This is a genomic window from Mammaliicoccus sp. JADD-157 (assembly GCF_049310805.1).
Taxonomy (GTDB): Bacteria; Bacillota; Bacilli; order Staphylococcales; family Staphylococcaceae; genus Mammaliicoccus; species Mammaliicoccus lentus.
Window position 1 is genome coordinate 141,710 of sequence record NZ_JBMOVZ010000004.1, and the last position, 24,640, is coordinate 166,349.

The 24,640-nt window shown below is 34.3% G+C and carries 19 protein-coding genes, 1 tRNA gene, 1 rRNA gene and 1 other RNA gene; 17 read left to right on the forward strand and 5 right to left on the reverse strand.

Going from position 1 to position 24,640, the window contains the following annotated elements; genetic code table 11:
* Window positions 1-84: 84 nt before the first annotated feature.
* A complete protein-coding gene (locus ACO6VN_RS12255) occupies window positions 85-1,014 on the forward strand; it encodes a VOC family protein (protein WP_278759399.1) in 930 nt (309 codons plus the stop codon).
* Between the two features lie 273 nt (window positions 1,015-1,287).
* On the opposite strand, the gene ACO6VN_RS12260 is transcribed toward ACO6VN_RS12255, so the two are convergent.
* From ACO6VN_RS12260 to gltC, 4 genes are all read right to left on the reverse strand, one after another.
* Entirely contained in the window at window positions 1,288-2,055 is a 768-nt protein-coding gene (locus tag ACO6VN_RS12260; RefSeq protein WP_017000867.1) for a YibE/F family protein, read from the reverse strand.
* A complete protein-coding gene (locus ACO6VN_RS12265; RefSeq protein WP_017000868.1) occupies window positions 2,055-3,170 on the reverse strand; it encodes a YibE/F family protein in 1,116 nt (371 codons plus the stop codon). Before ACO6VN_RS12265 ends, ACO6VN_RS12260 begins: the two co-directional genes overlap by 1 nt.
* A 71-nt stretch (window positions 3,171-3,241) precedes the next feature.
* The gene (locus ACO6VN_RS12270) at window positions 3,242-3,853 is read right to left on the reverse strand and encodes a DNA-3-methyladenine glycosylase (protein WP_194200215.1); all 612 of its coding nucleotides are present in this window, start codon (window positions 3,851-3,853) and stop codon (window positions 3,242-3,244) included.
* A gap of 15 nt (window positions 3,854-3,868) precedes the next feature.
* Window positions 3,869-4,756: a glutamate biosynthesis transcriptional regulator GltC gene (gene gltC, locus ACO6VN_RS12275; protein ID WP_064204266.1), complete on the reverse strand. Its 888-nt coding sequence runs from the start codon at window positions 4,754-4,756 to the stop codon at window positions 3,869-3,871.
* Window positions 4,757-4,900: 144 nt separating this feature from the next.
* On the opposite strand from gltC, the gene gltB reads away from it, so the two are divergent.
* The 6 genes from gltB to ACO6VN_RS12305 all read left to right on the forward strand — a co-directional run bounded on the left by gltB (window position 4,901) and on the right by ACO6VN_RS12305 (window position 14,093).
* Complete coding sequence (gene gltB / locus ACO6VN_RS12280; RefSeq protein ID WP_422404751.1) at window positions 4,901-9,394, forward strand: glutamate synthase large subunit; 4,494 nt, start codon at window positions 4,901-4,903, stop codon at window positions 9,392-9,394.
* A 15-nt stretch (window positions 9,395-9,409) separates the two neighbouring features.
* On the forward strand, window positions 9,410-10,867 hold the full coding sequence (locus ACO6VN_RS12285; protein ID WP_415363607.1) for a glutamate synthase subunit beta: 1,458 nt from the start codon (window positions 9,410-9,412) through the stop codon (window positions 10,865-10,867).
* A 60-nt stretch (window positions 10,868-10,927) separates the two neighbouring features.
* Window positions 10,928-11,020: transfer RNA gene (locus ACO6VN_RS12290), tRNA-Ser, on the forward strand.
* 132 nt (window positions 11,021-11,152) lie between these two features.
* On the forward strand, window positions 11,153-12,070 hold the full coding sequence (locus ACO6VN_RS12295; RefSeq protein WP_135031811.1) for a S66 peptidase family protein: 918 nt from the start codon (window positions 11,153-11,155) through the stop codon (window positions 12,068-12,070).
* Window positions 12,071-12,087: 17 nt separating this feature from the next.
* Window positions 12,088-13,188 carry a dipeptide epimerase gene (locus ACO6VN_RS12300; protein ID WP_135031809.1) on the forward strand — a complete coding sequence of 367 codons (1,101 nt, stop codon included), beginning with the start codon at window positions 12,088-12,090 and terminating at the stop codon, window positions 13,186-13,188.
* The gene (locus ACO6VN_RS12305) at window positions 13,185-14,093 is read left to right on the forward strand and encodes a C40 family peptidase (RefSeq protein ID WP_017000875.1); all 909 of its coding nucleotides are present in this window, start codon (window positions 13,185-13,187) and stop codon (window positions 14,091-14,093) included. Before ACO6VN_RS12300 ends, ACO6VN_RS12305 begins: the two co-directional genes overlap by 4 nt.
* On the opposite strand, the gene ACO6VN_RS12310 is transcribed toward ACO6VN_RS12305, so the two are convergent.
* Window positions 14,082-14,828: a serine hydrolase gene (locus ACO6VN_RS12310; protein ID WP_216683973.1), complete on the reverse strand. Its 747-nt coding sequence runs from the start codon at window positions 14,826-14,828 to the stop codon at window positions 14,082-14,084. The genes ACO6VN_RS12305 and ACO6VN_RS12310 overlap by 12 nt on opposite strands.
* A 120-nt stretch (window positions 14,829-14,948) precedes the next feature.
* On the opposite strand from ACO6VN_RS12310, the gene treP reads away from it, so the two are divergent.
* The 10 genes from treP to ACO6VN_RS12360 form a co-directional block, all read left to right on the forward strand.
* Complete coding sequence (gene treP / locus ACO6VN_RS12315; RefSeq protein ID WP_422404752.1) at window positions 14,949-16,385, forward strand: PTS system trehalose-specific EIIBC component; 1,437 nt, start codon at window positions 14,949-14,951, stop codon at window positions 16,383-16,385.
* Between the two features lie 27 nt (window positions 16,386-16,412).
* Window positions 16,413-18,056: an alpha,alpha-phosphotrehalase gene (gene treC, locus ACO6VN_RS12320; RefSeq protein WP_194200208.1), complete on the forward strand. Its 1,644-nt coding sequence runs from the start codon at window positions 16,413-16,415 to the stop codon at window positions 18,054-18,056.
* Between the two features lie 32 nt (window positions 18,057-18,088).
* On the forward strand, window positions 18,089-18,826 hold the full coding sequence (gene treR / locus ACO6VN_RS12325) for a trehalose operon repressor (protein WP_017000879.1): 738 nt from the start codon (window positions 18,089-18,091) through the stop codon (window positions 18,824-18,826).
* A gap of 45 nt (window positions 18,827-18,871) precedes the next feature.
* An RNA gene (gene ffs / locus ACO6VN_RS12330) (signal recognition particle sRNA large type) lies at window positions 18,872-19,140 on the forward strand.
* Window positions 19,141-19,232: 92 nt separating this feature from the next.
* Window positions 19,233-19,766 (forward strand): GNAT family N-acetyltransferase, encoded by a 534-nt coding sequence (locus ACO6VN_RS12335; protein WP_064204258.1) that lies wholly within the window; start codon window positions 19,233-19,235, stop codon window positions 19,764-19,766.
* A 71-nt stretch (window positions 19,767-19,837) separates the two neighbouring features.
* Window positions 19,838-21,529 (forward strand): DNA polymerase III subunit gamma/tau, encoded by a 1,692-nt coding sequence (dnaX, locus tag ACO6VN_RS12340; protein WP_064204257.1) that lies wholly within the window; start codon window positions 19,838-19,840, stop codon window positions 21,527-21,529.
* A gap of 91 nt (window positions 21,530-21,620) precedes the next feature.
* Window positions 21,621-21,941 carry a YbaB/EbfC family nucleoid-associated protein gene (locus ACO6VN_RS12345; protein ID WP_017000882.1) on the forward strand — a complete coding sequence of 107 codons (321 nt, stop codon included), beginning with the start codon at window positions 21,621-21,623 and terminating at the stop codon, window positions 21,939-21,941.
* A gap of 2 nt (window positions 21,942-21,943) precedes the next feature.
* A complete protein-coding gene (gene recR / locus ACO6VN_RS12350) occupies window positions 21,944-22,540 on the forward strand; it encodes a recombination mediator RecR (protein ID WP_026023728.1) in 597 nt (198 codons plus the stop codon).
* Window positions 22,541-22,618: 78 nt separating this feature from the next.
* Window positions 22,619-23,467, forward strand: a complete 849-nt coding sequence (locus ACO6VN_RS12355; RefSeq protein WP_017000884.1) for a patatin-like phospholipase family protein — start codon at window positions 22,619-22,621, stop codon at window positions 23,465-23,467.
* Window positions 23,468-23,768: 301 nt separating this feature from the next.
* Window positions 23,769-24,640: ribosomal RNA gene (locus ACO6VN_RS12360) — 16S ribosomal RNA — on the forward strand; the annotation flags it as partial.

The window sequence follows — 24,640 nt, forward strand, 5'->3', positions numbered from 1 at the left end:
CGACCGGTGTCTAAAGTGAGTTGTATTTTTGTGCATGGATAATGAAACAGTTATAATGTACTTAAATATATAGGAGGTACAATTATGGTAGAAATATTAAGGCATCATCATATTTCAATGTTAACGAAAGATGCGAAGTTAAATAAAGATTTCTATGTAAACAAACTTGGTTTACGATTGTATTTAAAGACAGTCAATCAAGATGATACATCTATGTACCATTTATTTTATGGAGATGAAGTTGGCACACCTGGAACGTCATTAACATTTTTTGAGTTAAAGCCGATGGGTCAAACTTACAAAGGTACGAATAGTATATCTAGAATAGGATTGCTTGTACCTAGTGAAGAAAGTTTAAGTTATTGGAAAAAGCGCTTTGAAGAAATGGACGTCGACCATGATGCGATTGGCATTTACAATGGGCTTATGGCACTTCATTTTCGTGATCATGAAGGTCTAGAAATGGTATTGTTACCGAATGGTGATAGAAGGACGCCACAAGATTGGCGTAATAATAGTTATTCAGATGTTCCGAAAGAACACCAGATTATGGGCATGGGGCCAATAGAATTTAAAATGGACCAAGTTACTGATATGAAAAACTTCTTGGAAAATGATTTAAACTTTGATGTCGCTGATTCCGAAAGTGAATTGCTTTATACAAGAGATCAAGAAGGATTGTATAGTGATATCGTACTAGTTGAAGAACAAGGAAAAAGAGAAAAACCGGGTAAAGGTAGTATTCACCACCTTGCTTTATCAGTCGCGGATGAAGAAGAGTTAAAGAAAGTAAAAGAGCTATTAGATAGTAAGAATGTCGTACATTCTGGCATAATAGATAGAGATTTCTTCAAAAGCTTGTACTACAGACATTCACATATATTAATTGAATTTGCTACAGAAGGACCGGGTGTCCCATACGATGATATTGATCAACTAGGAGAAAAATTAGATTTGCCAAATTTCTTAGAGTCTAAGAGAGAAGAAATTGAATCAAATTTAGAGCCTATTTAATTAGAAAAGAATTCAGAAGATAAATGTTCTTGAGAACGAACAAAATCTAAAGTTTTATAAAAAATGAGGCTGGGACATAAATACATGTCTCAGCCTCTTTTATTATAATGGCAGTAGCTGACTGGATTGAAAATGCACTTATATCAAGCTTTTTCCAACCCTAGTCATCCTTGCCGGGGTGGGACTACGAAATCTATTTATTAAAATGAGATTTCTGTCTCACTCCCATTTATTTTGAGTAAGGAATTTATTTTCGAACTTTTTTTACATACTCTAATGTTCATTTAATTTATTGCGTCTTTTTATTAATTGTACTGTGATGATAGACGTTATAGGAATAGCGATACTGACTGCTATACCACCTAATAATATTGAAATGATTTCAGCTGCAAATATTTTAGCGTTTATAATTTCTCCAAATGTATAATTTAATTTTCCAAACCAAAAGAACAATGTAATTTGTCCGCCTATATAAGCAAAATATATTGTGTTTGTTGTTGTTGATAATATATCTCTACCTATAGTAAGTCCAGATTTAAAGAGTTGTTTTAAAGATATATTTGGTTGTGCTTCATATAGCTCGTACATAGGAGAACTGATAGAAATTGTTAAATCTATTACAGCTGCAATTACAGCTAAAACGATGGTAAAGACCATTAATTGTGCATAGTTAATACCGATATTCATCGAAAAGATATAAGTTTCATCTTGTTCTTCTTCTGTGAAACCTTGCAACATAGATATATCTACAATAAAGTATATTAATCCTATGAGAATGAGCGTTGTTATTATTGTAGCTAAAAATGCTGATTGTGTTTTTGTATTATATTCATTGATATAGAACAAATTGATGCATGCTATTAATAAACAAAAGATGATAAGCACGATAAAGATTGGTGCTTTATAGATAATAAGTAATATTGCGATAAATAATGTGAATATGTTTAAGAATAATGTTATAAATGAACGAAATCCTGTTTTGCCTCCAACTAAAATCATTAAAATGAGAAGGATAACAGCTAAAATGAAAGTAGTATCCATTATTTAGCCTCCTCTCTCTGCATAAATAACATCACGATAAAAATCGTAATAGGAATCGTGATGACAATACCTATTCCGCCCATCAAAGCTCTTGAAATTTCAAGGGACCAATTCATCGATAGTGTATACGTTACAGTATTGTTGTTTTTAAAATAAAGTATAACCATTGGGATACTTCCGGATAAATATGCAAAGAATAGTATGTTGGTCATTGTACCCATAATATCTTTACCTATATTGATACCAGATTGCTTTAACCGCTTCATAGATATTGTAGGATGTTGCGCCTTTATTTCATATAACGAACTTGTGAGTGTGATGGCAACATCCATAACGGCTCCTAAAGAACCGATTAAGATGGAAGCTAAGAATATTTGTGTTGGTTGAATTGTTAAAAAGCTCATCGTTTCATATTTGATACCATTACTGTTTGTTAAAGTCATAATCAGTTGAGAAATTCCTATACTGATAAAAGTGCCGAGCAATGTTGAAAGAATTGCAACGAATGTCTTTTTTGAAAACCCACTGACTAAAAGTAACGAAATGATAGTAGAAAAAATAACGGTTATAGCCATTAAAATAAAGAAATGCTGATTATCGTTTTTCATGAAATAATTAATCATTATTAAAATGACAGATACATTTATAAACAACGAGATAATTGAATAAAGGCCAGATTTTCTACCAACCATGAGTAAAGTGAATAAAAATAATCCGGTCATAAACACGACAGACGTATCTCGTTTTAAGCCTTTAATAATTGCAGAGCTTTCTTCACCAGTGTATGAGATGAGAACTTCATCACCTTTACGGTACTTTTCAGAGTCAGTAAGTGAGTCTGTGTATTTATGAGGTACGGTTAATGTTTTGCCTTTATATTTTCCGTTAACAATTTTTAATTTTATGTTTTCGGTATGTACGATATCTTTGTTTTTATTTTGGTCAACTGTATTTTTACTTTTTTGATCCGTAATATTTGTGATGTGGCCAATAGGTGTCTTATAAAATTGCGCGTTATATTTTGTGAAGATTAAAGCCCCTATTAATAATACGATGAAAGCTAATATCGCTATATTGAAAGGTTTCTTTAAACTCGTTTTGAATTGCTGTTTCATATCATTGCACCATCACTTTTAATTTGTATTGAATAACGTATAGTATACGTATGAAAAAATGTGAATTCAAACTATTTCCATGTTTGTTCTATTGGTAATGTATCACGCTTTCTCGCTCTCGAAATATAAGGATGCCCCGCAACAGTAAATCTTAAATGTTTTTCTGTCCATTCACCTTTGTTAGGTACGCCAATGCGAGCAGATGTATCGATGTTTTTAGGGTACTTCCGATTCACCGTATCGATTTTAAGACTGCCCGCTCCAATTTTTGTACCATCCAGTGATTTAGATATTTGCATAGCTTGTGTGAATTTCCCAGGTCCATTTGTAAGTTCCACACCCGTCTTGTGATTACGGTTGATTTCCATTTGTTCTATGCCATTTTCAGGTTCTATAGCTCTTAATAACACACCTTGAGGTTCACCTTCAGTTTGTGTAACGAAGTTGATGAGCAACTGTTTGTGCATACTATGAGCATAAATTGTGCCACCTTCACAATATAGCGATTTGACACTCTTTGTATTTTTCCCGTTAAAGGAATGTGCAGCTTGATCGTGAATACCTACATATGCCTCTGTTTCTACAATATAACCTGTGTAAGTTAAGTCTTCAGTTTCATGAATCAGTCTTACCCCTAGTAAATCCTGAGCAATCTCTTCGGTTGTTCTATTAATAAAGTCCATTGATTTAATTACCTCCTAATGATAAGTCGTTTGTCTATGAAGTAAAGTCTGAGCAAAATTGACGAATGCATTTAATTGCGCATGTTGGTTGTTCTGTTGATAGACGATATAAATTGTTCTTTTCAGTTCTGTGTGCGTAAGAGGTATTTTAACAAGGCGTTCATCCTCTATACCACCACTTAAATAATCAGCGATAATTAAAACACCTTTCTCAGCTAGTAGTGTTTGTTTTAATAAAGTTGGATTTGAAATTCGATATACTTTTTGTGAAGCATGCTTCCTTATAAGTTGTGCGATTTGATCCGGCAGTGTGTTGTAATAATAAATATATTGATGACTGAGTTGAGACAATGGTGGTTTCGGGTTCATAGATAAATCATTGTTGTTATGAACATATAAATTATAAGTTTCTTCAAACAAAGTGTTTTTAATAGTGTTTTTATTATTCATCATTTTAGGTGTTAGTTCACAAAGTGCGATGTCTATTTGATGAGCGTTTAGAGCTTCTTCAATTTCTATAGGTGTCATAAGCATCGGTCTTATTTCTATATTATGTTCTTGTTCAAACGATTTAATAATTGCAGGTAAGGCTTGTGCAACATAGCTTTCAGTATAAGCTAGTCTAATAGCTCTCTTATCAGTCTGGTCTTGATGAATAAATAATTCAGTAGTTTCTTCTACTAAATCTAAAATTTGATTCGCGTAAGATAGTAGTAATTCACCACGTTCAGTTAATTTTACATTTCTACCTTCTCTTAAAAATAAAACTGTATTGAGTTCTTTTTCTAAATTTGCAATTTGTCTGCTAATAGCTGATTGAGCAATTTCTAATTCTAATGCAGCTTCTGAAATGTGTTCTCGTTGTGCGACTTCTCTAAAGTATATTAACTGTTTAATTTCCACGCTTCCCACCTCTTAGATTTATATTATCTAATTTTTAGATATATTTCATCTATTTTATATATTGTTAAGATAAGTCACATTAAAGTATGATGTTAACTATAAATTAGAGAAGATTCTGAAATTTTAAATTCGAGGTGATGTAGTATGTCATTAAAAAAAGATAGAAGACGACTTGGCCTATATGATTCAGCAGATGAGCATGATGCTTGTGGAATTGGTTTTTACGCCAATATGGATAATAAAAGGTCACATGATATTGTACTGAAATCAATTGAAATGCTTTGCAGATTAGATCATAGAGGTGGAGTTGGCGCTGATGGTATTACTGGCGATGGTGCTGGTATTATGACAGAAGTCCCTCACCTCTATTTTAAACAGAAGCTAAAGTTAAAATTACCATCTGAAGAACATTATGCAGTAGGGATGTTTTTTACAGATAAAAAGATTGCGGGTAGTATTCACGAAAAAAAGTTCAATGCTTTCTTTGAAGAAGAAGGCTTAAAAGTTATAACGTATCGAGACGTACCAGTAGATACTTCTGTATTAGCTGATCATGTTGCAGAAACAATGCCAGCAATACAACAAGTTTTTGTTGAAAATAAAACGAGCGAACATTTTGATCGTTCGTTATTTATTGCTCGTAAACAAATTGAACGTTATGGTGAAGAGCAAAATTTAGATTTATACTTTGCAAGTTTATCTAGAAGAACGATTGTATATAAAGGTTGGTTGCGATCGGATCAAATTAAAGGATTATATGTCGATTTATTAGATGACGCATATGAATCAAAATTCGGTTCAGTTCATTCAAGATTTAGTACGAATACATTTCCGAGTTGGAAAAGAGCTCACCCTAATAGATTATTGATGCATAATGGTGAAATCAATACGATTAAAGGTAATGTGAATTGGATGAGAGCGCGCCAAGATAAATTAATAGAAACGATTTTTGGAGATGTTAAAGATAAAATTGGAGAAGTTTTAGACGAATCTGGTAGTGATTCTTCTATTGTAGATAATGCGCTTGAATTTTTAAGTTTAAGTATCCCACCAGAGCAAGCGGCTATGTTACTTATACCTGAACCATGGTTATACAACGAAACACAAGACCCTAAAATTAGAGCTTTCTACGAATATTACAGTTATTTGATGGAACCATGGGACGGACCAACGATGATTAGTTTTTGTGACGGTGATAAATTAGGAGCATTAACAGATAGAAATGGATTAAGACCAGGTCGATACACAATTACTGACTCAAATGAAATTATTTTCTCATCTGAAGTTGGAGTAATTGATGTTGATGAAGAGCATGTTCTATATAAAGGTCAATTAAACCCAGGAAAATTATTACTTGTTGATTTTAAAGAAAATAAAGTTATTGAAAATGACGAATTGAAACAAAGAATAGCAAGCGAATATCCTTATGAAGAATGGGTACGTCAACAAGATTTAAATATTAACGACGTCATAGCGACACCATCAAGAACAAGTCAAGATCAATTATTCCAATTACAAAGAAGGTTTGGTTATACAAAAGAAGAAATCAATAAATATATGACGGAGTTAGTTAGTGAGCGAAAAGACCCGATTGGTGCTATGGGATTTGATACACCAGTTGCAGTATTGAGTACACAACCTGAATCATTATTTAATTATTTTAAACAACACTTCGCACAAGTTACCAATCCACCAATTGATTCATATCGAGAAAAAATTGTAACGAGTGAAATGGTTTATTTAGGCAAAGAAGGTAATCTATTAGAACCCCATCAAGATAATACGAAACGTATACAGCTAAATCATCCTGTATTGTCTAAAGCACAACTTCAAAAAATCCAAAATAGTACTTATCAGACAAAATTTATTTCTACGGTATATGAAACATCGCTTGAAGATGCTTTAGACGAACTATCGCATAAAGTTTCACAAGCTGTAGCAAATGGTGCAGAAATAATAGTACTAGAAGATGAGTCGGTAAATGATTTAGAAAACCAATTTGCTATGCCGATGTTATTAGCAGTTAGTCATATTCATCAAAGTTTAATTAGAACTGGTCAGCGACTTGATACAAGTATCATTGCATATTCAGGTGAATGTCGAGAAGTCCATCATTTAGCTACTTTAATTGGATATGGCGCTAATGCAGTTGTTCCATATTTAGCACAGTATACAATAGAAGACTTAACAGAAACGGTTAGACTAACAGGTACTGTAGAGCAGAATATCGATGCGTATAGTCAAACGTTGTCAGCAGGATTGATTAAAGTAATGGCTAAGATGGGTATCTCGACTGTTCAAAGTTACCAAGGCGCTCAAATATTTGAAGCGATAGGTTTAGGCCAAGATGTGATCGATAAGTACTTTACAGGTACACCGTCTAAACTATCAGGGATTTCAATTGAAACGATAGACCAAGAAAATAAAGCGAGACAATCTGAAAATATTAAATATTTAAATTCTGGAAGTACGTTCCAATGGAGACTACAAGGTGACTATCATGCCTTTAACCCTAAAACTATTCATTTATTACAACATGCGTGTAGAGAAAATGATTACAAGATGTTTAAAGAATATTCAGAAGCGGCTGATAGTGAAAGAATGACCCATTTAAGAAACTTGCTTGAATTCAAAGAGAAAAAAGCAATCGATTTAAAAGAAGTAGAATCAGCTGATCAAATTGTAACAAGATTTAAAACAGGGGCAATGAGTTTTGGTTCAATATCTGAAGAAGCACATCAAACATTAGCAGAAGCAATGAACCGTATTGGTGGTCGTAGTAACAGTGGTGAAGGTGGAGAAAATCCAGAGCGTTACATCGTGAAACCAGATGGTACAAATTATATGAGTGCTATTAAACAAGTTGCATCTGGTAGATTTGGTGTTACAAGCGATTACTTGCAACATTCTAAAGAAATTCAAATTAAGGTAGCGCAAGGTGCTAAACCAGGTGAAGGCGGACAATTGCCAGGCACTAAAGTTTATCCTTGGGTAGCTGAAGTTCGTGGTTCAACGCCTGGTGTAGGCTTAATATCACCGCCGCCACATCATGATATTTATTCAATTGAAGATTTAGCACAGCTAATCCATGATTTAAAAAATGCAAACCGCAAATCAGATATTAGTGTGAAACTTGTTTCAAAATCAGGTGTAGGAACAATTGCTGCAGGTGTAGCAAAAGCTCATGCAGATAAAATTGTTATTAGTGGCTATGACGGCGGTACTGGTGCTTCACCTAAGACAAGTATTCAACATGCAGGTCTACCATGGGAAATCGGTTTATCGGAAACACATCAAACACTTATGTTAAATGGTTTACGTTCCCGTGTCACATTAGAAACAGACGGAAAATTAATGACTGGCCGCGATGTTGCATTAGCATGTGCATTAGGCGCTGAAGAATTTGCTTTCGCCACGGCACCGTTAGTAGTCCTTGGCTGTATTATGATGAGAGTTTGTCATAAAGATACGTGTCCAGTAGGGATTGCTACACAAAATGGAGAATTAAGAAAACTATTTACTGGAAAAGCAGACCATATAGTAAACTTTATGTATTTTATTGCCGAGGAAATAAGAGAAATTTTAGCTTCATTAGGCCTTAAGTCTATGGATGAGTTAGTAGGTCGAACAGATTTATTAGAAGTTTCGGAACGCTACTACACACACCCTAAAGCGAAAGAGCTAGATTTAGAGGCATTACTATTTGTTATCGAAGGAGATAAACATCGCATTATGGATCAAGATCACCAACTTGATAAAGGTTTTGATTTGTCTAAACTTTATGATGATGCTAAAGCTTCTATTGATTATGGTGAGAAATTTGTTGGAAGCTATAATATTAGAAATATTGAGCGTAATGTTGGTGTGATAACTGGTAGTTATATTACGGAAGTACATGGAGAACCTGGACTCCCAGAAGATACGATTTATGTCAAAACGTTTAAACATGCAGGACAAAGTTATGGTGCATTCACGCCTAAAGGTATGACTTTACATCATACTGGCGATGCGAATGACTATTTCGGAAAAGGGTTATCAGGCGCTAAACTTATTTTAAAGGCTTCAAACGAAGCAAGAGAAAATAATATTATTGTTGGTAATGTATGTTTTTATGGTGCAACGAGCGGTACAGCATACATTAATGGACGAGCTGGTGAACGTTTTTGCGTTAGAAATAGTGGTGTAAATGTGGTTGTAGAAGGCGTGGGTGACCATGGTCTAGAATACATGACTGGTGGACGTGTCGTAATTTTAGGTGATGTTGGACGTAACTTCGGTCAAGGTATGAGTGGTGGCGTGTGTTACGTTGCTCCGTCTGACATAGATGCATTTAAAAGAACAAACGCACTTGACACGCTAGAATTTGAAACTTTAAAAGATAAAAGTGAAATTACTAATTTGAAATTAATGCTAGAGGACCATGTTAAATATACAGATAGTAAAAAGGCGAAAATCATGTTAGAAGATTTTGATTTAATCGCGGAGAAAGTTGTAAAAGTCATTCCGAAAGACTATAAATTGATGATGCAGAAAATTTCACAGCATAAACTAGAAAATGAAGAAGATGCACTGTTAAATGCGTTCTTTGATGATCGTAAATCTATAGGTGATGAAGAAGAATTAGCTTCTGTTTATTAAGAAGGAGGGCATAATATGGGTGAATTTAAAGGTTTTATGAAGTATCCTAAAAAGCAATTGGATGAGTTATCTTTAAAAGATAGAATTAATGGATATGAACCGTTCCAACAAAGATTTACTACAGAAGATGCTTCGACACAAGGCGCCCGTTGTATGGACTGTGGAACGCCTTTTTGTCAAACAGGTTCATCATTTGGGAGAGATACGATAGGTTGTCCAATAGGTAATTATATTCCGGAATGGAATGACTTAGTATATAGAAAAGATTTCGAAGAAGCTTTTGAAAGATTGTCTGAAACTAATAACTTTCCTGAATTTACCGGACGTGTTTGTCCAGCACCTTGTGAGTCATCTTGTGTGTTAGCAATAAATAATGATTCAGTAGCGATTAAAGGTATAGAACGTACAATTATAGATGAAGCATACGATATGGGGATCGTTAAACCGAAAGTTCCAAATACACGTTTAGAAGAAAAAGTCGCTATTATCGGAAGTGGACCTGCAGGCTTAACCGCAGCAGAAGAGTTAAATTTATTAGGGTATCAAGTCACGGTATATGAACGTAATCATAGACCAGGAGGACTATTAATGTATGGTATTCCAAGTATGAAATTGGATAAATCAGTTATTGAGCGCCGTATTAAATTGATGGAAGAAGCAGGTATTGTTTTTAAGACCGACATTAATGTAGGGAAAGACATCACGAAAGAAGAACTTAATGAGCAATATGATGCTATTATCGTTTGTACAGGGGCTCAAAAAGGTAGAGACTTACAATTAGAAGGACGTATGAGTTTTGGTATTCATTTCGCAATGGAATATTTAACTGAACAAACACAACTACAAATGGGAGAAATTGAAGAACCAACAATAACGGCAAAAGGGAAAAATGTGATTGTAATTGGCGCGGGAGATACTGGTGCAGATTGTGTGGCAACTGCACTAAGAGATGATTGTAAATCAGTAGTCCAATTTAATAAATATGTACGATTAACTGATAAAATGGAACAAAACACTGCGTGGCCATTACCAATGCCTATATTTAAATTAGATTATGCGCATAAAGAATATCGTGAAAAATTTGGATTTGAACCAAGAGCTTATGGTATTCAAACAATGAGGTATGATGTAGACGAAAACGGTAATATTAGAGGTCTATATACACAAGTATTAAAAGAAACAGATGACGGTATGGTTATAGTAGAAGGTACAGAACGTCATTGGCCCGCAGATTTAGTATTACTTTCAATAGGATTTGAAGGTACAGAACATTTAGTTCCTCATTCATTTAACTTGAATACTGATCGTAATAAAATCGTAGCTAATGAAAGAGACTTTAAAACAAATCAAGATAAAATATTTGTTGCAGGAGATGCTAGAAAAGGTCAAAGTTTAGTTGTTTGGGCAATTAAAGAAGGACGTGAAGTAGCAAAAGCAGTAGATAAGGCGTTAAAGGAAAAAATTACAATATAAATTATTGAAATATTATTGACATCAGTCTTGGCTTGGTATAAGATAAATATTGTCTTATTTGGAGGAATACCCAAGTCCGGCTGAAGGGATCGGTCTTGAAAACCGACAGGGGCTTAACGGCTCGCGGGGGTTCGAATCCCTCTTCCTCCGCCATTATTATTAAATATCCAAGACTATTATATAAACAAGCACTACCTACTTTTGTAGGTAGTGCTTTTTGTTTTGTACAAATGTTTTATAATTTTGTTATAATATAAGAATATTCTGACAAAAAGGGGTGTTTTAATGAAAGCGAAGAGATTAAAAAAGGGAGATACAATCGGTGTTGTTGCTTTAGCAAGCCCTCCGAACCAAGAACATTTAAAAATTGGCTTGGGACGTTTGGAAGAGCGATATGATATTCATTTTAAATTAGCGGAAAATATACACGATACTTACGGTCATCTAGCGGGAACAGATGAAGTAAGACTAAAAAGTTTGCTTGATATGTTAATGGATGATGAAGTAAAGGGCATCATATGTGCATGTGGAGGATATGGAACACCGCGTATTGTTGAACAAATTGATTTTAATCTTTTTAAAAAACACCCAAAAATTATATGGGGCTATAGTGATATAACTTGCTTACATAATGCCATTAGACAAGAAACTGGGTTAGTAACATTTCAAGGGCCAATGATCTCTTCTGATATTGGAGAGAATTATCATGATATTTCCATTAATAGCTTTGAACAATTGTTTGAAGGTAAAGATTTAAATTACCCTGTAGAACAGTTAAGATTTAAACCATTTGTGAGTGGTCGCGTAGAAGGAGAGATAGTAGGGGGATGTTTATCGCTTTTAGTATCTAGTTTAGGGACACCTTATGAAATTGATACAAAGGATAAAATACTTTTCTTAGAAGATGTAGGAGAAGAACCGTATAAAGTAGATGGTTTTTTACAACAATTAAAATCTGCTGGAAAGCTAGACGATGCAATTGGATTTATAATTGGTCCATTTACTAATAGTAAACCTAAAAAGCCAGAGAAATCATTAAAAATGGAAGAAGTATTACAGCATTTTATAGGCAGTTTAAATAAGCCTACTGTAAATGAAGTGGATATAGGCCATTGCACACCACATTTTGGCATTCCATTTGGGACTAAAGCAATATTAGATGTAGATAAAAAGGTTTTGCAAATTGAGTCTGGTGTTTATTAATGCAAAGGGGGATGGGTATGTTTATTACAGATATTAAATACTATAGATATAAAACGCCTTTGAAAAAGTCTTTTAAGACAGCTCTTAGAACTGTTGATGTTATAGAAAGTATTTATGTATTTATTGAAACGAATCAGAAAGAGATGGTTGGTGTTGGTGAAGCAGTACCAACGTATGTTATTACGGGAGATACAAAAGGTGGAATAGAAGCAGCTATAGAAGAGGTTTTTAAACCATTGCTGATCAATAGGCCATTATCTATTGGTTTATTGGATGAAATGGACGAAGCCTTAGTAGGAAACTCTAGTGCAAAGGCAGCAATAGATATCGCTCTATATGATTTGCTTGCACAAGAAGCGAAGTCTCCTCTGTATGAATACTTAAATAATGACCCGGGAAATAAATCATTAGAAACTTGTTATACAGTAAGTTTAAATGAAGCAGATGAAATGGTTAAAGATGCTTTTAGATACATACAAGAAGGATATAATCACTTAAAAATAAAAGTCGGAAAAGATAGTGTTGAAACAGACTTAAATAGATTAAAAGCTTTAAGAGCTGCCTTACCTAAAGATACAACGCTTAGTGTAGATGCTAATCAGGCTTGGAATGAAAAGGGAGCAGAACAAGCTTTAAAACATTTTGATGAAGCGTCATTAAATATTGAAAGTATAGAACAGCCGGTTAATAGAAATGAATTTTCAGTATTAGGTAAATTAACAAAAGATTATCAAATTCCACTAATGGTAGATGAAAGCTTATTTAGTGTCCATGATGCTAAACGATTAGTTGAGGTTGGAGCGATTAATCTATGGAATATTAAACTTATGAAAACAGGTGGCATTCATCAAGCGCGTAAAATACATGAAATAGCTAACAAATATGATATTACTTGTATGGTCGGTTGTATGATGGAAACGCATGTTTCAGTAACTGCAGCGTTACACTTTAGTTTAGCTGCCAATAAAGTAACACGAGTGGATTTCGATGCGCCTCTTATGGTTTCTAATCGTGAAGTAGTAGGTGGTATAGCTTATAATGGTTCGAAAGTGACGGCGCCAAAAGGTTATGGTTTAGGAATTGATAGAAAATCTTTACTTAAGAAGGTGAGTGTATGATCAAGTATTGCAGAGTAAACGTTGGCACAATTTGGAGAGATACAGATAAAGCACGAGATATAGATCGTGATGGTATTATGTACCCAGCTGATATCCAACGATGGTTGTTGGAACTTAATTTAGAAGAAAAACTATCATTTACTGAAGACAGTCGAATAGACACACAAGTACTGTATGGTGAAGCGGTTGAAGTATTGGAAGAGCAAGACGGATGGAGTTATGTTATCTGTTTAGAACAACCATCCAAACAACATGATAAAGGTTATCTAGGATTTATACCTTCTAGTCAACTGGGCGATATGAATATCAAGGCATCCAATCAGCGCATGCGCGTCAAAGTGCCAAAAACTACATTGTTCAATACAGATTTCACAACTAAACAAATTTTATCATTTAATACAGTATTGCCTGTCTTAAAATTAGATCAACAATTTATCGAAGTAGAGACACCAGAAGGTATCGGACTTATTGATGGCAAAGATATTGAACTGAGTGATGAATTTGGCGCATTTAAACAAGGTTCAATGCAAGGCGTTATAGATAATGCTAAATTATTTATTGATTTACCTTATTTATGGGGAGGTATGTCTAGTTATGGTTATGACTGCTCTGGATTATGTTTCCACATGTATAAAAGCCAGAATTTCAATATACCTCGAGATGCAGATGAACAATATGAAGCTATGACGGATATTCCTTTAGATGAACATTCTTTAAAGCCAGGAGACTTACTATTTTTCAGTAAGCCTGAAGATAAAGGTTTTCTTTCCCATGTAGGTATTTACATGGGTGAAGATATGATGATTCATGCACCGCATACACCTAGAAGTATTGAAATTGTTAAACTAACAGGTAGTTATTATCAAAAAATCTTAGTAAAAGCAGCTAGGCTATCAACATTTTAATATAGATTGAATCATATAAGACCCGAAATCGTGAGAGAATTTTATCGCTTTTTCGGGATTTTCTGTGTTAGAAAGAAAACTATAATAATAACACTTTTCTTTAAATTGTATAATGCCTACATCGTTTGCTACATGGTCGTATTCTCCAGTTTTTGAATAATAAATCAATTGATCTTCATAAAATGATTTAAAGATAGAAACTTTATCATTTAAGTGTTGATGACGCATAATTTCTAACATATCATCTCCATTTGCATGTTGAGTGATATATCGAAGCATGTTAATCATATCTTCAGAAGTTGTATAATTTTGTTTACCTTGGTCTATCGCGTCAGCATCCATCATTAATCGGTTTAATTCAGTGTTTTTACAATTCAAAGTTTGTTGTATAAACAAATTGATATGTTGTTGGCCGAAGTAATTAATTAATATATTTGTTGCTGTATTATCAGATACGACGATCATTAATTGAACAAGGTCGTTAACGCTTAAGTACGGGATATCCAATGTTTGTAATACTCCGCTCCCACTCACTTTATGTTCTATTTTTAAATTTTCTTGTCTTTCTTCTTTATTTAACTTCGAAAAAATATAAATCATAATCGGAATTTTGATTAAACTTGCTGATTCGAATATTTTCTTTTCGTTGTGATTTGTTAAAAATGTCTCATTCTCGGAAGCAAATTCTAATGAAACGTTATCGTGTTCCATATATTCATGTGTTAAAAATGACATAATTTATACCTCCTTTATTCAATCATACTACAGAATAAAAGTAATATTTATTGAAAGCCTTTACATACTTGTATATACAAGTTATAATTCAAGTAATAAAAAACAGGGGGAGTGAGTTCAATGTCTGTAAATAGAGAAGAAGTGAAACAGATTATTGATGCTATAGGTGGTAAAGACAACGTAGATGCAGCCACACATTGTGTTACCCGCTTAAGATTAGTGTTAAATGATGAAAGTAAAGTTAATAAAGAAGCTTTAGACAACGTCGATTTAGTGAAAGGGTCTTTTGCAGCAAATAATCAATTTCAAATCGTTATTGGTCAAGGCACAGTTGACGAAGCTTATAAAATTTTCCAAGAAGAAACGGGAATTGGAGAAAGCTCTAAAGATGAAGTGAAGAAAGTTTCGGAACAAAAAATGAATCCTTTGCAAAGATTAATTAAATTGCTCGGTGATGTATTTATTCCTATTTTACCTGCAATCGTTACTGCAGGTTTATTGATGGGGTTAAATAATGTGTTAACAGCTGAAGATTTATTTGGTCCTAAATCTTTAGTAGACCAGTATTCATGGTTAGCTGATTTTGCAAACATGATTAACGTTATTGCGAGTACAGCATTTATCTTCTTACCTGCCCTTATTGGTTGGTCAGCTATGAGAGTGTTTGGAGGTAGTCCAATATTAGGATTAGTATTAGGACTTGTACTTGTTCATCCTCAGTTAGCTTCTCAATATGATCTTGGTGGCGGTAAATCAGATGAAATTCCAGTATGGCATATGTTTGGTTTAGAAATTAAACAATTGAACTATCAAGGTCAAGTGTTGCCGGTATTAATAGCAACATGGGTACTATCTGTAATTGAAAAATTCTTAGCTAAACGTGTGCATGATTCAATCAAAATGTTAGTCGTTGGTCCAGTCGCTTTATTAATAACTGGATTCTTATCATTTATTATTATAGGACCTTTAGCATTAGAACTTGGTACACTTATTACGAATGGTATTAAAGGAATATTTGATAGCGCAGGTTGGTTAGGTGGCGCAGTATATGGTCTGTTCTATGCTCCGCTTGTTATTACAGGTTTACATCATATGTTCTTAGCAGTAGACTTCCAACTGATGGGAAGTAGTATAGGCGGTACTTATTTATGGCCAATCTTAGCTATATCTAATATCTGTCAAGGTTCAGCGGCATTTGGTGCTTGGTTGATTTATAGAAAGCGTAAAATGGCAAAAGAACAAGGTTTAGCAATGACTTCAGGAATATCATCTTTCTTAGGTGTTACTGAACCAGCTATGTTTGGTGTTAATTTACCATTGAAATACCCGTTTATAGCCTCTATCGTTTCATCTTGTTTACTAGGTGCGTTTATTGGCGCAAACGGCGTATTAGGAAAAGTTGGTGTTGGTGGTGTGCCGGCAATTATTTCTATAACACGTGAATATTGGGGTGTATATATTATCGCTACATTAATAGCTATGGTGTTACCAGCTATTTTAACAGTGGTATTCTCAAGATTTGCTAAAGAACAAGCGAAAGAAATGGTGCAAGAATAATATTATTAAATAAAGGAGTTCATAAACATGGCGGTTTCAGATTGGAAAAAATCAGTAGTATACCAAATATATCCGAAATCATTTAACGACACGACTGGCAATGGTCAAGGGGATATAAACGGGGTTATCGAAAAATTGCCTTATTTACAAAAGTTAGGTGTAGATTATGTATGGTTAACACCTATTTATGAATCGCCAATGAATGATAACGGATATGATATTAGTGATTATTATGCAATCAATCCTGATTTTGGTACGAAAGAAGATGTTGAAAAGTTACTTACTGAAGCACATAAACTTGGCATTAAAGTAATGCTGGATATTGTGATTAATCATACGTCTACGTCACATCATTGGTTTGTTGAATCTAGAAAGTCTAAAGATAATCCGTATAGAGATTATTATATTTGGAAAGAAGGTACTAAAGATGAGCCGCCAACAAACTGGGAATCTAAATTTGGTGGTAACGCTTGGGAGTACGATGAACAAACTGAAAGTTATTATTTAAGATTATTCGACGTCTCTCAAGCTGATTTAAATTGGGAAAATGACCAATTGAAAGAAGAAATCTATGAAATGATAAATTATTGGATTGATTTCGGCGTAGATGGTTTTAGATTTGATGTTATTAACTTAATTTCTAAAGGTGCTTTTGAAGATTCAGAGGAAATCGGTAAAGAATTTTATACGGACGGGCCAAAAGTTCATGAATATTTACATGAATTGAACCGAAAAACTTTTGGAAATAAAGATATTATGACTGTAGGAGAAATGTCTTCTACTACAATAGAGAACTGTATAAAATACACCAACCCTGAAAGACAAGAATTAAATAGTGTATTTAATTTCCATCATTTAAAAGTAGATTATAAAAATGGTGAGAAATGGTCTGATATGAAATTTGATTTTATAGAATTAAAACGTATTCTGATGGATTGGCAAGTTAATATTGCTAAAGGTAATGGATGGAACGCTATTTTCTGGTGTAATCATGATCAACCGAGAGTTGTGACAAGGTTTGGTAATGATGAAACAGAAGCTAACAGAGTTAAATCAGCTAAAATGCTTGCTATATCACTTCATATGTTGCAAGGAACACCTTATATCTATCAAGGTGAAGAGATAGGTATGACTGATCCTAAGTTTACATCAATCGATCAATATCGAGATATTGAAACATTAAACGCATATCGTAGTCTAAGGAATCAAGGCTTGGATGAAGAAACGATTATGAAAGTTATTGGACAAAAATCTCGTGATAATTCACGTACACCTGTTCAATGGACAGATGAGGAAAATGCCGGTTTTACAACAGGCACGCCTTGGATAGGCATACCGGATAACTATAGAGAAATTAATGTGGAAGCGGCGATTAAAGATAAGAATTCAATCTTCTACACTTATCAGCAGTTAATTGATATTCGTCATAAACATGATATTATAACGTATGGAGATGTAGAACCACTATATATGGATCATCCAGACTTGTTTATTTACAAAAGAAAGTTAGATAATGAAGAGTGGTTGATTGTAGCTAACTATACAAATGATAAGGTTGAAATACCTGAGGATATTGATATGGAAGGCGAATTGATAGTGGCTAATAATGATTTAAATGGCAATATGCTAGAGCCTTTTGATGCATTTGTTGTTAATTTAAAAAGCATTTAACTATGAAGTTTTGAAGGTATAGAGGTGAAACAATGAATAAGTATATGAAAATCTATCAGTCAATTTGTAAAAAAATTATAAATGGTGAATATGCACACTTACAACAATTACCTTCAGAAAATGAATTAACAAAGATATATTCAACTTCGAGAGAAACAGTAAGAAAAGCATTAAATCTTCTACAAGAAAAAGGTTATATACAAAAGTTACGTGGAAAAGGTTCAGTTGTTATATATGAAGGAATTATTCAATTTCCAATATCTGAAATGATCAGTTTCCAAGAAATTAATAATAGACTAGGTCTTGACTATGAAACGGTAGTTGAAGTATTTGAAGTTATCAATGCTGAAGACGAGCCAATTGTTCAACACGCTTTAGAATTGAATAATCACGATAAGCTATGGCACGTAATTCGAACAAGACAAAAAAATAATAAAGTTCATATCATGGATGAGGATTACTTTGTTTGCAAAGTGATACCCAAACTTTCAAAAGAAGTAGCGTCTCATTCGATTTATCAATATATTGAAAATGAAATGAATGTAGAAATAAGCTATTCAAATAAATCTATTACTTTTGAAAAAATGACAGAGAAAGAAGAACGATATTTTGGGCATTTAGATCCTTTATATACAGCTACAGTTAGAGGTATTGTTCATTTGAGTAATGCTGAAAGATTTCAATATAATATCTCTAGACATATTGCGACAGAATTCAAATTTGTCGATTTTTCTAGAAGGGTTTTGAATAAACCTGTAATAGATCAATAGTTTTTTCTTGCCAAGTATAATGGTTTTGTTGTACTATATAAAGTGCCGTGCTAAGTGGGGAGGTAGCGGTTCCCTGTACTTGAAATCCGCTTTAGCAAGACTGAATTCCTTTGCCGCGGACATATTATTGTGAGGTCTGCCCTCAGCACGTGGTGTCTGAAGACGTCGGTCCTATGCAATACAAACCCATGAATCATGTCAGGTCCGGAAGGAAGCAGCATTAAGTGGATCATTGTATGTGCCGTAGGGTTGCCGAAGTTTAGCTAACGACTGAGGTAACGCTTGTGATGTTTGTTCCAAGCAAAGGTGCACGGTATATTTTTTATTCAACTAAACATATTATATATAAATCAAAAAAGGGTGACCTCGGTCACCCTTTTTCTTATATCAGGAGGATATAGTATATATGACGCAATTATATATCGGAACGATTATAGAATCTGAATATGAATTAGCGAAAGAAGTAGTGAAAAAAGCTTTTTTAAATACTGATTATGTAAATGCGAAAGAACATGAATTAATAGGTAGAATTAGAAAATCTCCACATTATAATGCCGAGTTAGAAGTAGTTGCCAAGACAGAAGGCGGAAAAATACTAGGGCATGCGATGATGACAGAAGTAACAGTCGATTCAGAAGAAGATAGTAATACAGTTCTAACTTTAGCGCCAGTATCAGTTTTACCAGAAGTCCAAAATAAAGGGATTGGTAAAGCTTTAATTGAAGCTTTAGAGTATCGAGCTTATGAAAATGGTTATATTGGTGTTGTCGTCATGGGAGATGAAACATATTATCGCGAACTAGGTTATAGAAATGCAGCGGAATTTGACATTTATCCTTCATTTGAAATTAAGAACGAAGATTTTATGTTCAAATATTTATGGGACCATCCTAACAAAGAAGTACGAGGTATAGTTCATTTTCCAGAAGAATTTCGATGATTTATATTAAGAAGAAATATTGATTCGTGATATAATAGTTGTTATGAAGAATTAAACTTGGAGGTGCCATTTTGAATTATCAAGCTTTGTATCGGATGTACCGACCACAATCATTTTCAGATGTTGTTGGTCAAAAGCATGTAACGAAAACATTAAGAAATGCTATCCAAAAAGGAAAGCAATCGCATGCTTATTTATTTAATGGCCCACGTGGAACAGGAAAGACAAGTATTGCTAAAATATTTGCTAAAGCAATTAACTGCACAGTAAATACAAATGGTGAACCTTGCAATGAGTGTGCAATTTGTAAAGGTATCACACAAGGGACTAACTCAGATGTTATTGAGATAGACGCAGCGAGTAATAATGGCGTAGATGAAATTCGTAACATTAGAGATAAAGTTAAGTATGCACCTAGCGAATCTAAGTTCAAAGTATATATTATTGATGAAGTTCATATGTTAACTACTGGAGCTTTTAATGCGCTTTTAAAAACACTTGAAGAACCACCTAGTCATGCTATTTTTATATTAGCAACAACAGAACCTCACAAAATTCCACCAACTATTATTTCAAGATGTCAAAGGTTTGATTTTAAAGCAATCAATTCTGGAGAAATTGAAGATAGACTTGCATTCGTAGCTGATCAACAAGAGATTACTTATGAACAGGAAGCATTAGCATTTATTGCTCAAGTGTCTGAAGGTGGCATGAGAGATGCTTTAAGTATTATGGATCAAGCGATTGCCTTTGGAGACGGTCATTTATCACATGAACACGCGTTGAATGTTACGGGCAGTGTGGACAAAGCAGCTTTAAATGCTCTGTTTCAAGATATCGTTGCTAAAGATATCAAGCAAGCATTTATGAGATATCATGAGTTTATATCTAGTGGTAAAGAAGTTAATAGACTTGTTAATGATATGATTTACTTTATTAGAGATGCTATTGTAGCAAAGACTACTGACCGAGAAGATGAAGAACATGCTTTAAACCAAATCGATTTAAATACAATGTACAAAATGATTGATTGTATAAATGATACACTTGTTTCTATGCGTTTTGCGATTAATCAACAAGTTCATATTGAAATATTGATTGTGAAATTAACAGAACTGGTTACACGTAATCGTCAACAAGAAACACAACAAGAGCAACCTAACCAAAATATTTCTAGCGATGTAGAGAATAAAATTAAACAATTAGAAGCTCAAATCACGCAACTCTCTCAAAACGGTGTACAACCAAAAGCGAAACCTGTTGAAAACAAACAAGGTGTTGCAAGGAAACAATCGAAACATGTATTCTCAATACGTCAAATTGAACGTGTATTAGATCATGCAAATAGAGATGATTTGAATTTATTAAAAGAAAAATGGCAAGCAGTTATTGAATCAGTTAAGCAGAAAGATCAACGAGCGTTAGTCAGCTTGTTATTAAATTCAGAACCAGTAGCTGCAAGTGAAGATCACGTGCTTGTTAAATTTGATGAAGACATTCATTGCGAAATCGTAAATAAGAACGATGAGAAAAGAGAACATATCGAATCTATAGTCTGTGAAATAGTGAATAAGACAGTTAAAGTAGTGGGTGTTCCTAATTCTCAATGGTTACAAGTAAGGCAACAATATATTCAATCAAAGAAAGCAAATCCAACCGAAACTAAAAATGAACCAGAACAAGAGAACAAAGAAGAAGCGGATATTGTTAAGAAAGCTCAAGAATTATTCGGCGAAGATACTGTTCATGTAACAGATGAGTAATACATGACATAGACTTCAAAGGTATGTATAATAAATATGACAAAAATTAATTTTCTATAATAATTATAATAGATATTAGGAGGACAAAATTATGCGCGGTGGCGGAAATATGCAACAAATGATGAAACAAATGCAAAAAATGCAAAAGAAAATGGCTGAAGAACAAGAAAAATTAAAAGAAGAAAAAATTGAAGGAACAGCTGGTGGCGGAATGGTTACAGTTGTTGTTTCAGGACACAAAGAAATCTTAGATGTTGTTATTAAAGAGGATGTAGTAGATCCTGAAGATATCGAAATGTTACAAGACTTAGTTTTAGCTGCAACAAATGATGCTTTGACTAAAGCTGATGAAGTAACTGCTGATCGTTTAGGTAAACATACAAAAGGTCTTAACATCCCTGGAATGATGTAATGATGTTTTATCCAGAACCTATATCGAAATTGATTGATAGTTTCATGAAATTGCCAGGTATTGGTCCAAAGACTGCACAGCGATTAGCGTTTCATGTATTAGATATGAAAGAAGATGACGTTGTTCCGTTTGCAAAAGCACTTGTTGATGTAAAACGAGAATTAACATATTGTGAAACATGTGGTCATATAACAGATGTTTCGCCTTGCCAAATATGCCAAGACAAACAAAGAGATCACTCAGTTATATGTGTTGTTCAAGATTCTAAAGATGTTATCGCGATGGAAAAAATGCGCGAGTATAATGGTATGTACCATGTACTTCACGGTGCGATATCTCCAATGGAAGGAATTGGACCAGAGGACATTAATATACCATCATTGCTAGAGCGTCTGAAAAGTGATGAAGTAAAGGAAATCATTTTAGCGACAAACCCTAATATAGAAGGCGAGTCCACTGCAATGTATATTTCTAGGCTTGTTAAACCAATAGGCATAAAGACAACGAGATTAGCTCACGGTTTACCGGTCGGCGGTGATTTAGAATATGCAGATGAAGTGACACTTTCTAAAGCTATTACTGGCAGAACTGAAATTTAAAGAATTATTTTGCAACCTGTTTACAAATATGTAGCAGGTTGCTTTTGTTCAATTATATGATTAGAAAAGAGTGTAAATATGATAAAAGACACAGGTTTAATCTTAGAAGGCGGCGGCATGAGAAGTATGTATACAGCTGGTGTCTTAGACTTTTTTATAAAAGAAGATATATATTTTGAATATAACATCGGCGTTTCTGCTGGTGCTTCTATGGCTGCTAGTTATATTTCTAGACAGTTTAGGCGTAATCATCGTGTGACAGCTAAATACATTAAAGATAAAAGATATCTTTCTTTATCTAACTATATAAAGAGGAAAGAATTATTTGGGATGGATTTTGTCTATCACTATATTCCAACTTATTTAGAACCGTTTGATTTTGAAAAGTTTGATCAAGCTGAAGAGAAGTTCGTAGTTGTTACAACAGATTGCGAAACGGGTGAAGCAGTTTACTTTGATAAAAATGATACAAAGGGTAGTTTATTAACTGCATTAGAAGCAACAAGTTCTCTACCATTGATGGCTAACCCTGTTCAATATAAAGGACACACGCTTTTAGATGGTGGTATTGTTGATCCTATTCCTATTAAGAAATCTATTGAAGAAGGATATACTAAAAACGTTCTTATATTAACAAGACCAAAAGGATATAGAAAAACACCTAGTAGGTTTTCTAAAGTATTTAGAATGAAGGCTTATCCTAAAGTTAATCATTTAATGGAATTAAGATATAAACATTACAACAAAACATTAGATTGGATTGAAGAGGAAGAAGATAAAGGAAATATCTTTGTAATAAGACCAACTAACACACTAGCAGTAGATAGAGTAGAGAAAGATCCAAGGAAATTAGATGCTTTATATAGAGAAGGATACGCAGATGCAGAAAAAATCTATAAAGATTTAAAAGAATATGTAGAGAAATAATCATATTAGGGTACATTAAGTGTTTTGGTGTAATTTTGATGCTTGAGAAAGGGTTGTATAGCCTGTATAGTTATATCTTGTGAGCGAGAGATATTGAAAACATCAAAACACTTCAAAAATTAATTTTAAAAAGTTGTTGACTTCACCAAATGAAGCGTGTATAATTATTTCTTGTGATGCAAAATGAACATTGAAAACTGAATGACAATATGTCAACGTTAATTCCAATAATTGAGTACTGAAAGTACTTCAAAGAGTGATTGGCTTAACCAATCAACAAGAGCTAATCAAGCTTACTTCTTTTATGGAGAGTTTGATCCTGGCTCAGGATGAACGCTGGCGGCGTGCCTAATACATGCAAGTCGAGCGAACAGATGAGAAGCTTGCTTCTCTGATGTTAGCGGCGGACGGGTGAGTAACACGTGGGTAACCTACCTATAAGACTGGGATAACTCCGGGAAACCGGGGCTAATACCGGATAATATATTGAACCGCATGGTTCAATGTTGAAAGACGGTTTCGGCTGTCACTTATAGATGGACCCGCGCCGTATTAGCTAGTTGGTAAGGTAACGGCTTACCAAGGCAACGATACGTAGCCGACCTGAGAGGGTGATCGGCCACACTGGAACTGAGACACGGTCCAGACTCCTACGGGAGGCAGCAGTAGGGAATCTTCCGCAATGGGCGAAAGCCTGACGGAGCAACGCCGCGTGAGTGATGAAGGTCTTAGGATCGTAAAACTCTGTTGTTAGGGAAGAACAAATTTGTTAGTAACTGAACAAGTCTTGACGGTACCTAACCAGAAAGCCACGGCTAACTACGTGCCAGCAGCCGCGGTAATACGTAGGTGGCAAGCGTTATCCGGAATTATTGGGCGTAAAGCGCGCGTAGGCGGTTTCTTAAGTCTGATGTGAAAGCCCACGGCTCAACCGTGGAGGGTCATTGGAAACTGGGGAACTTGAGTGCAGAAGAGGAGAGTGGAATTCCATGTGTAGCGGTGAAATGCGCAGAGATATGGAGGAACACCAGTGGCGAAGGCGGCTCTCTGGTCTGTAACTGACGCTGATGTGCGAAAGCGTGGGGATCAAACAGGATTAGATACCCTGGTAGTCCACGCCGTAAACGATGAGTGCTAAGTGTTAGGGGGTTTCCGCCCCTTAGTGCTGCAGCT

Excerpts from the sequence above, each read along its gene's own strand:
- ACO6VN_RS12255 (WP_278759399.1), top strand. The coding sequence starts at position 85 with ATGGTAGAAATATTAAGGCATCATCATATTTCAATGTTAACGAAAGAT.
- ACO6VN_RS12260 (WP_017000867.1), bottom strand. The coding sequence starts at position 2,055 with ATGGATACTACTTTCATTTTAGCTGTTATCCTTCTCATTTTAATGATT.
- ACO6VN_RS12265 (WP_017000868.1), bottom strand. The coding sequence starts at position 3,170 with ATGAAACAGCAATTCAAAACGAGTTTAAAGAAACCTTTCAATATAGCG.
- ACO6VN_RS12270 (WP_194200215.1), bottom strand. The coding sequence starts at position 3,853 with ATGGACTTTATTAATAGAACAACCGAAGAGATTGCTCAGGATTTACTA.
- gltB (WP_422404751.1), top strand. The coding sequence starts at position 4,901 with ATGTCATTAAAAAAAGATAGAAGACGACTTGGCCTATATGATTCAGCA.
- ACO6VN_RS12285 (WP_415363607.1), top strand. The coding sequence starts at position 9,410 with ATGGGTGAATTTAAAGGTTTTATGAAGTATCCTAAAAAGCAATTGGAT.
- ACO6VN_RS12295 (WP_135031811.1), top strand. The coding sequence starts at position 11,153 with ATGAAAGCGAAGAGATTAAAAAAGGGAGATACAATCGGTGTTGTTGCT.
- ACO6VN_RS12300 (WP_135031809.1), top strand. The coding sequence starts at position 12,088 with ATGTTTATTACAGATATTAAATACTATAGATATAAAACGCCTTTGAAA.
- ACO6VN_RS12305 (WP_017000875.1), top strand. The coding sequence starts at position 13,185 with ATGATCAAGTATTGCAGAGTAAACGTTGGCACAATTTGGAGAGATACA.
- ACO6VN_RS12310 (WP_216683973.1), bottom strand. The coding sequence starts at position 14,828 with ATGTCATTTTTAACACATGAATATATGGAACACGATAACGTTTCATTA.
- treP (WP_422404752.1), top strand. The coding sequence starts at position 14,949 with ATGTCTGTAAATAGAGAAGAAGTGAAACAGATTATTGATGCTATAGGT.
- treC (WP_194200208.1), top strand. The coding sequence starts at position 16,413 with ATGGCGGTTTCAGATTGGAAAAAATCAGTAGTATACCAAATATATCCG.
- treR (WP_017000879.1), top strand. The coding sequence starts at position 18,089 with ATGAATAAGTATATGAAAATCTATCAGTCAATTTGTAAAAAAATTATA.
- ACO6VN_RS12335 (WP_064204258.1), top strand. The coding sequence starts at position 19,233 with ATGACGCAATTATATATCGGAACGATTATAGAATCTGAATATGAATTA.
- ACO6VN_RS12345 (WP_017000882.1), top strand. The coding sequence starts at position 21,621 with ATGCGCGGTGGCGGAAATATGCAACAAATGATGAAACAAATGCAAAAA.
- recR (WP_026023728.1), top strand. The coding sequence starts at position 21,944 with ATGTTTTATCCAGAACCTATATCGAAATTGATTGATAGTTTCATGAAA.
- ACO6VN_RS12355 (WP_017000884.1), top strand. The coding sequence starts at position 22,619 with ATGATAAAAGACACAGGTTTAATCTTAGAAGGCGGCGGCATGAGAAGT.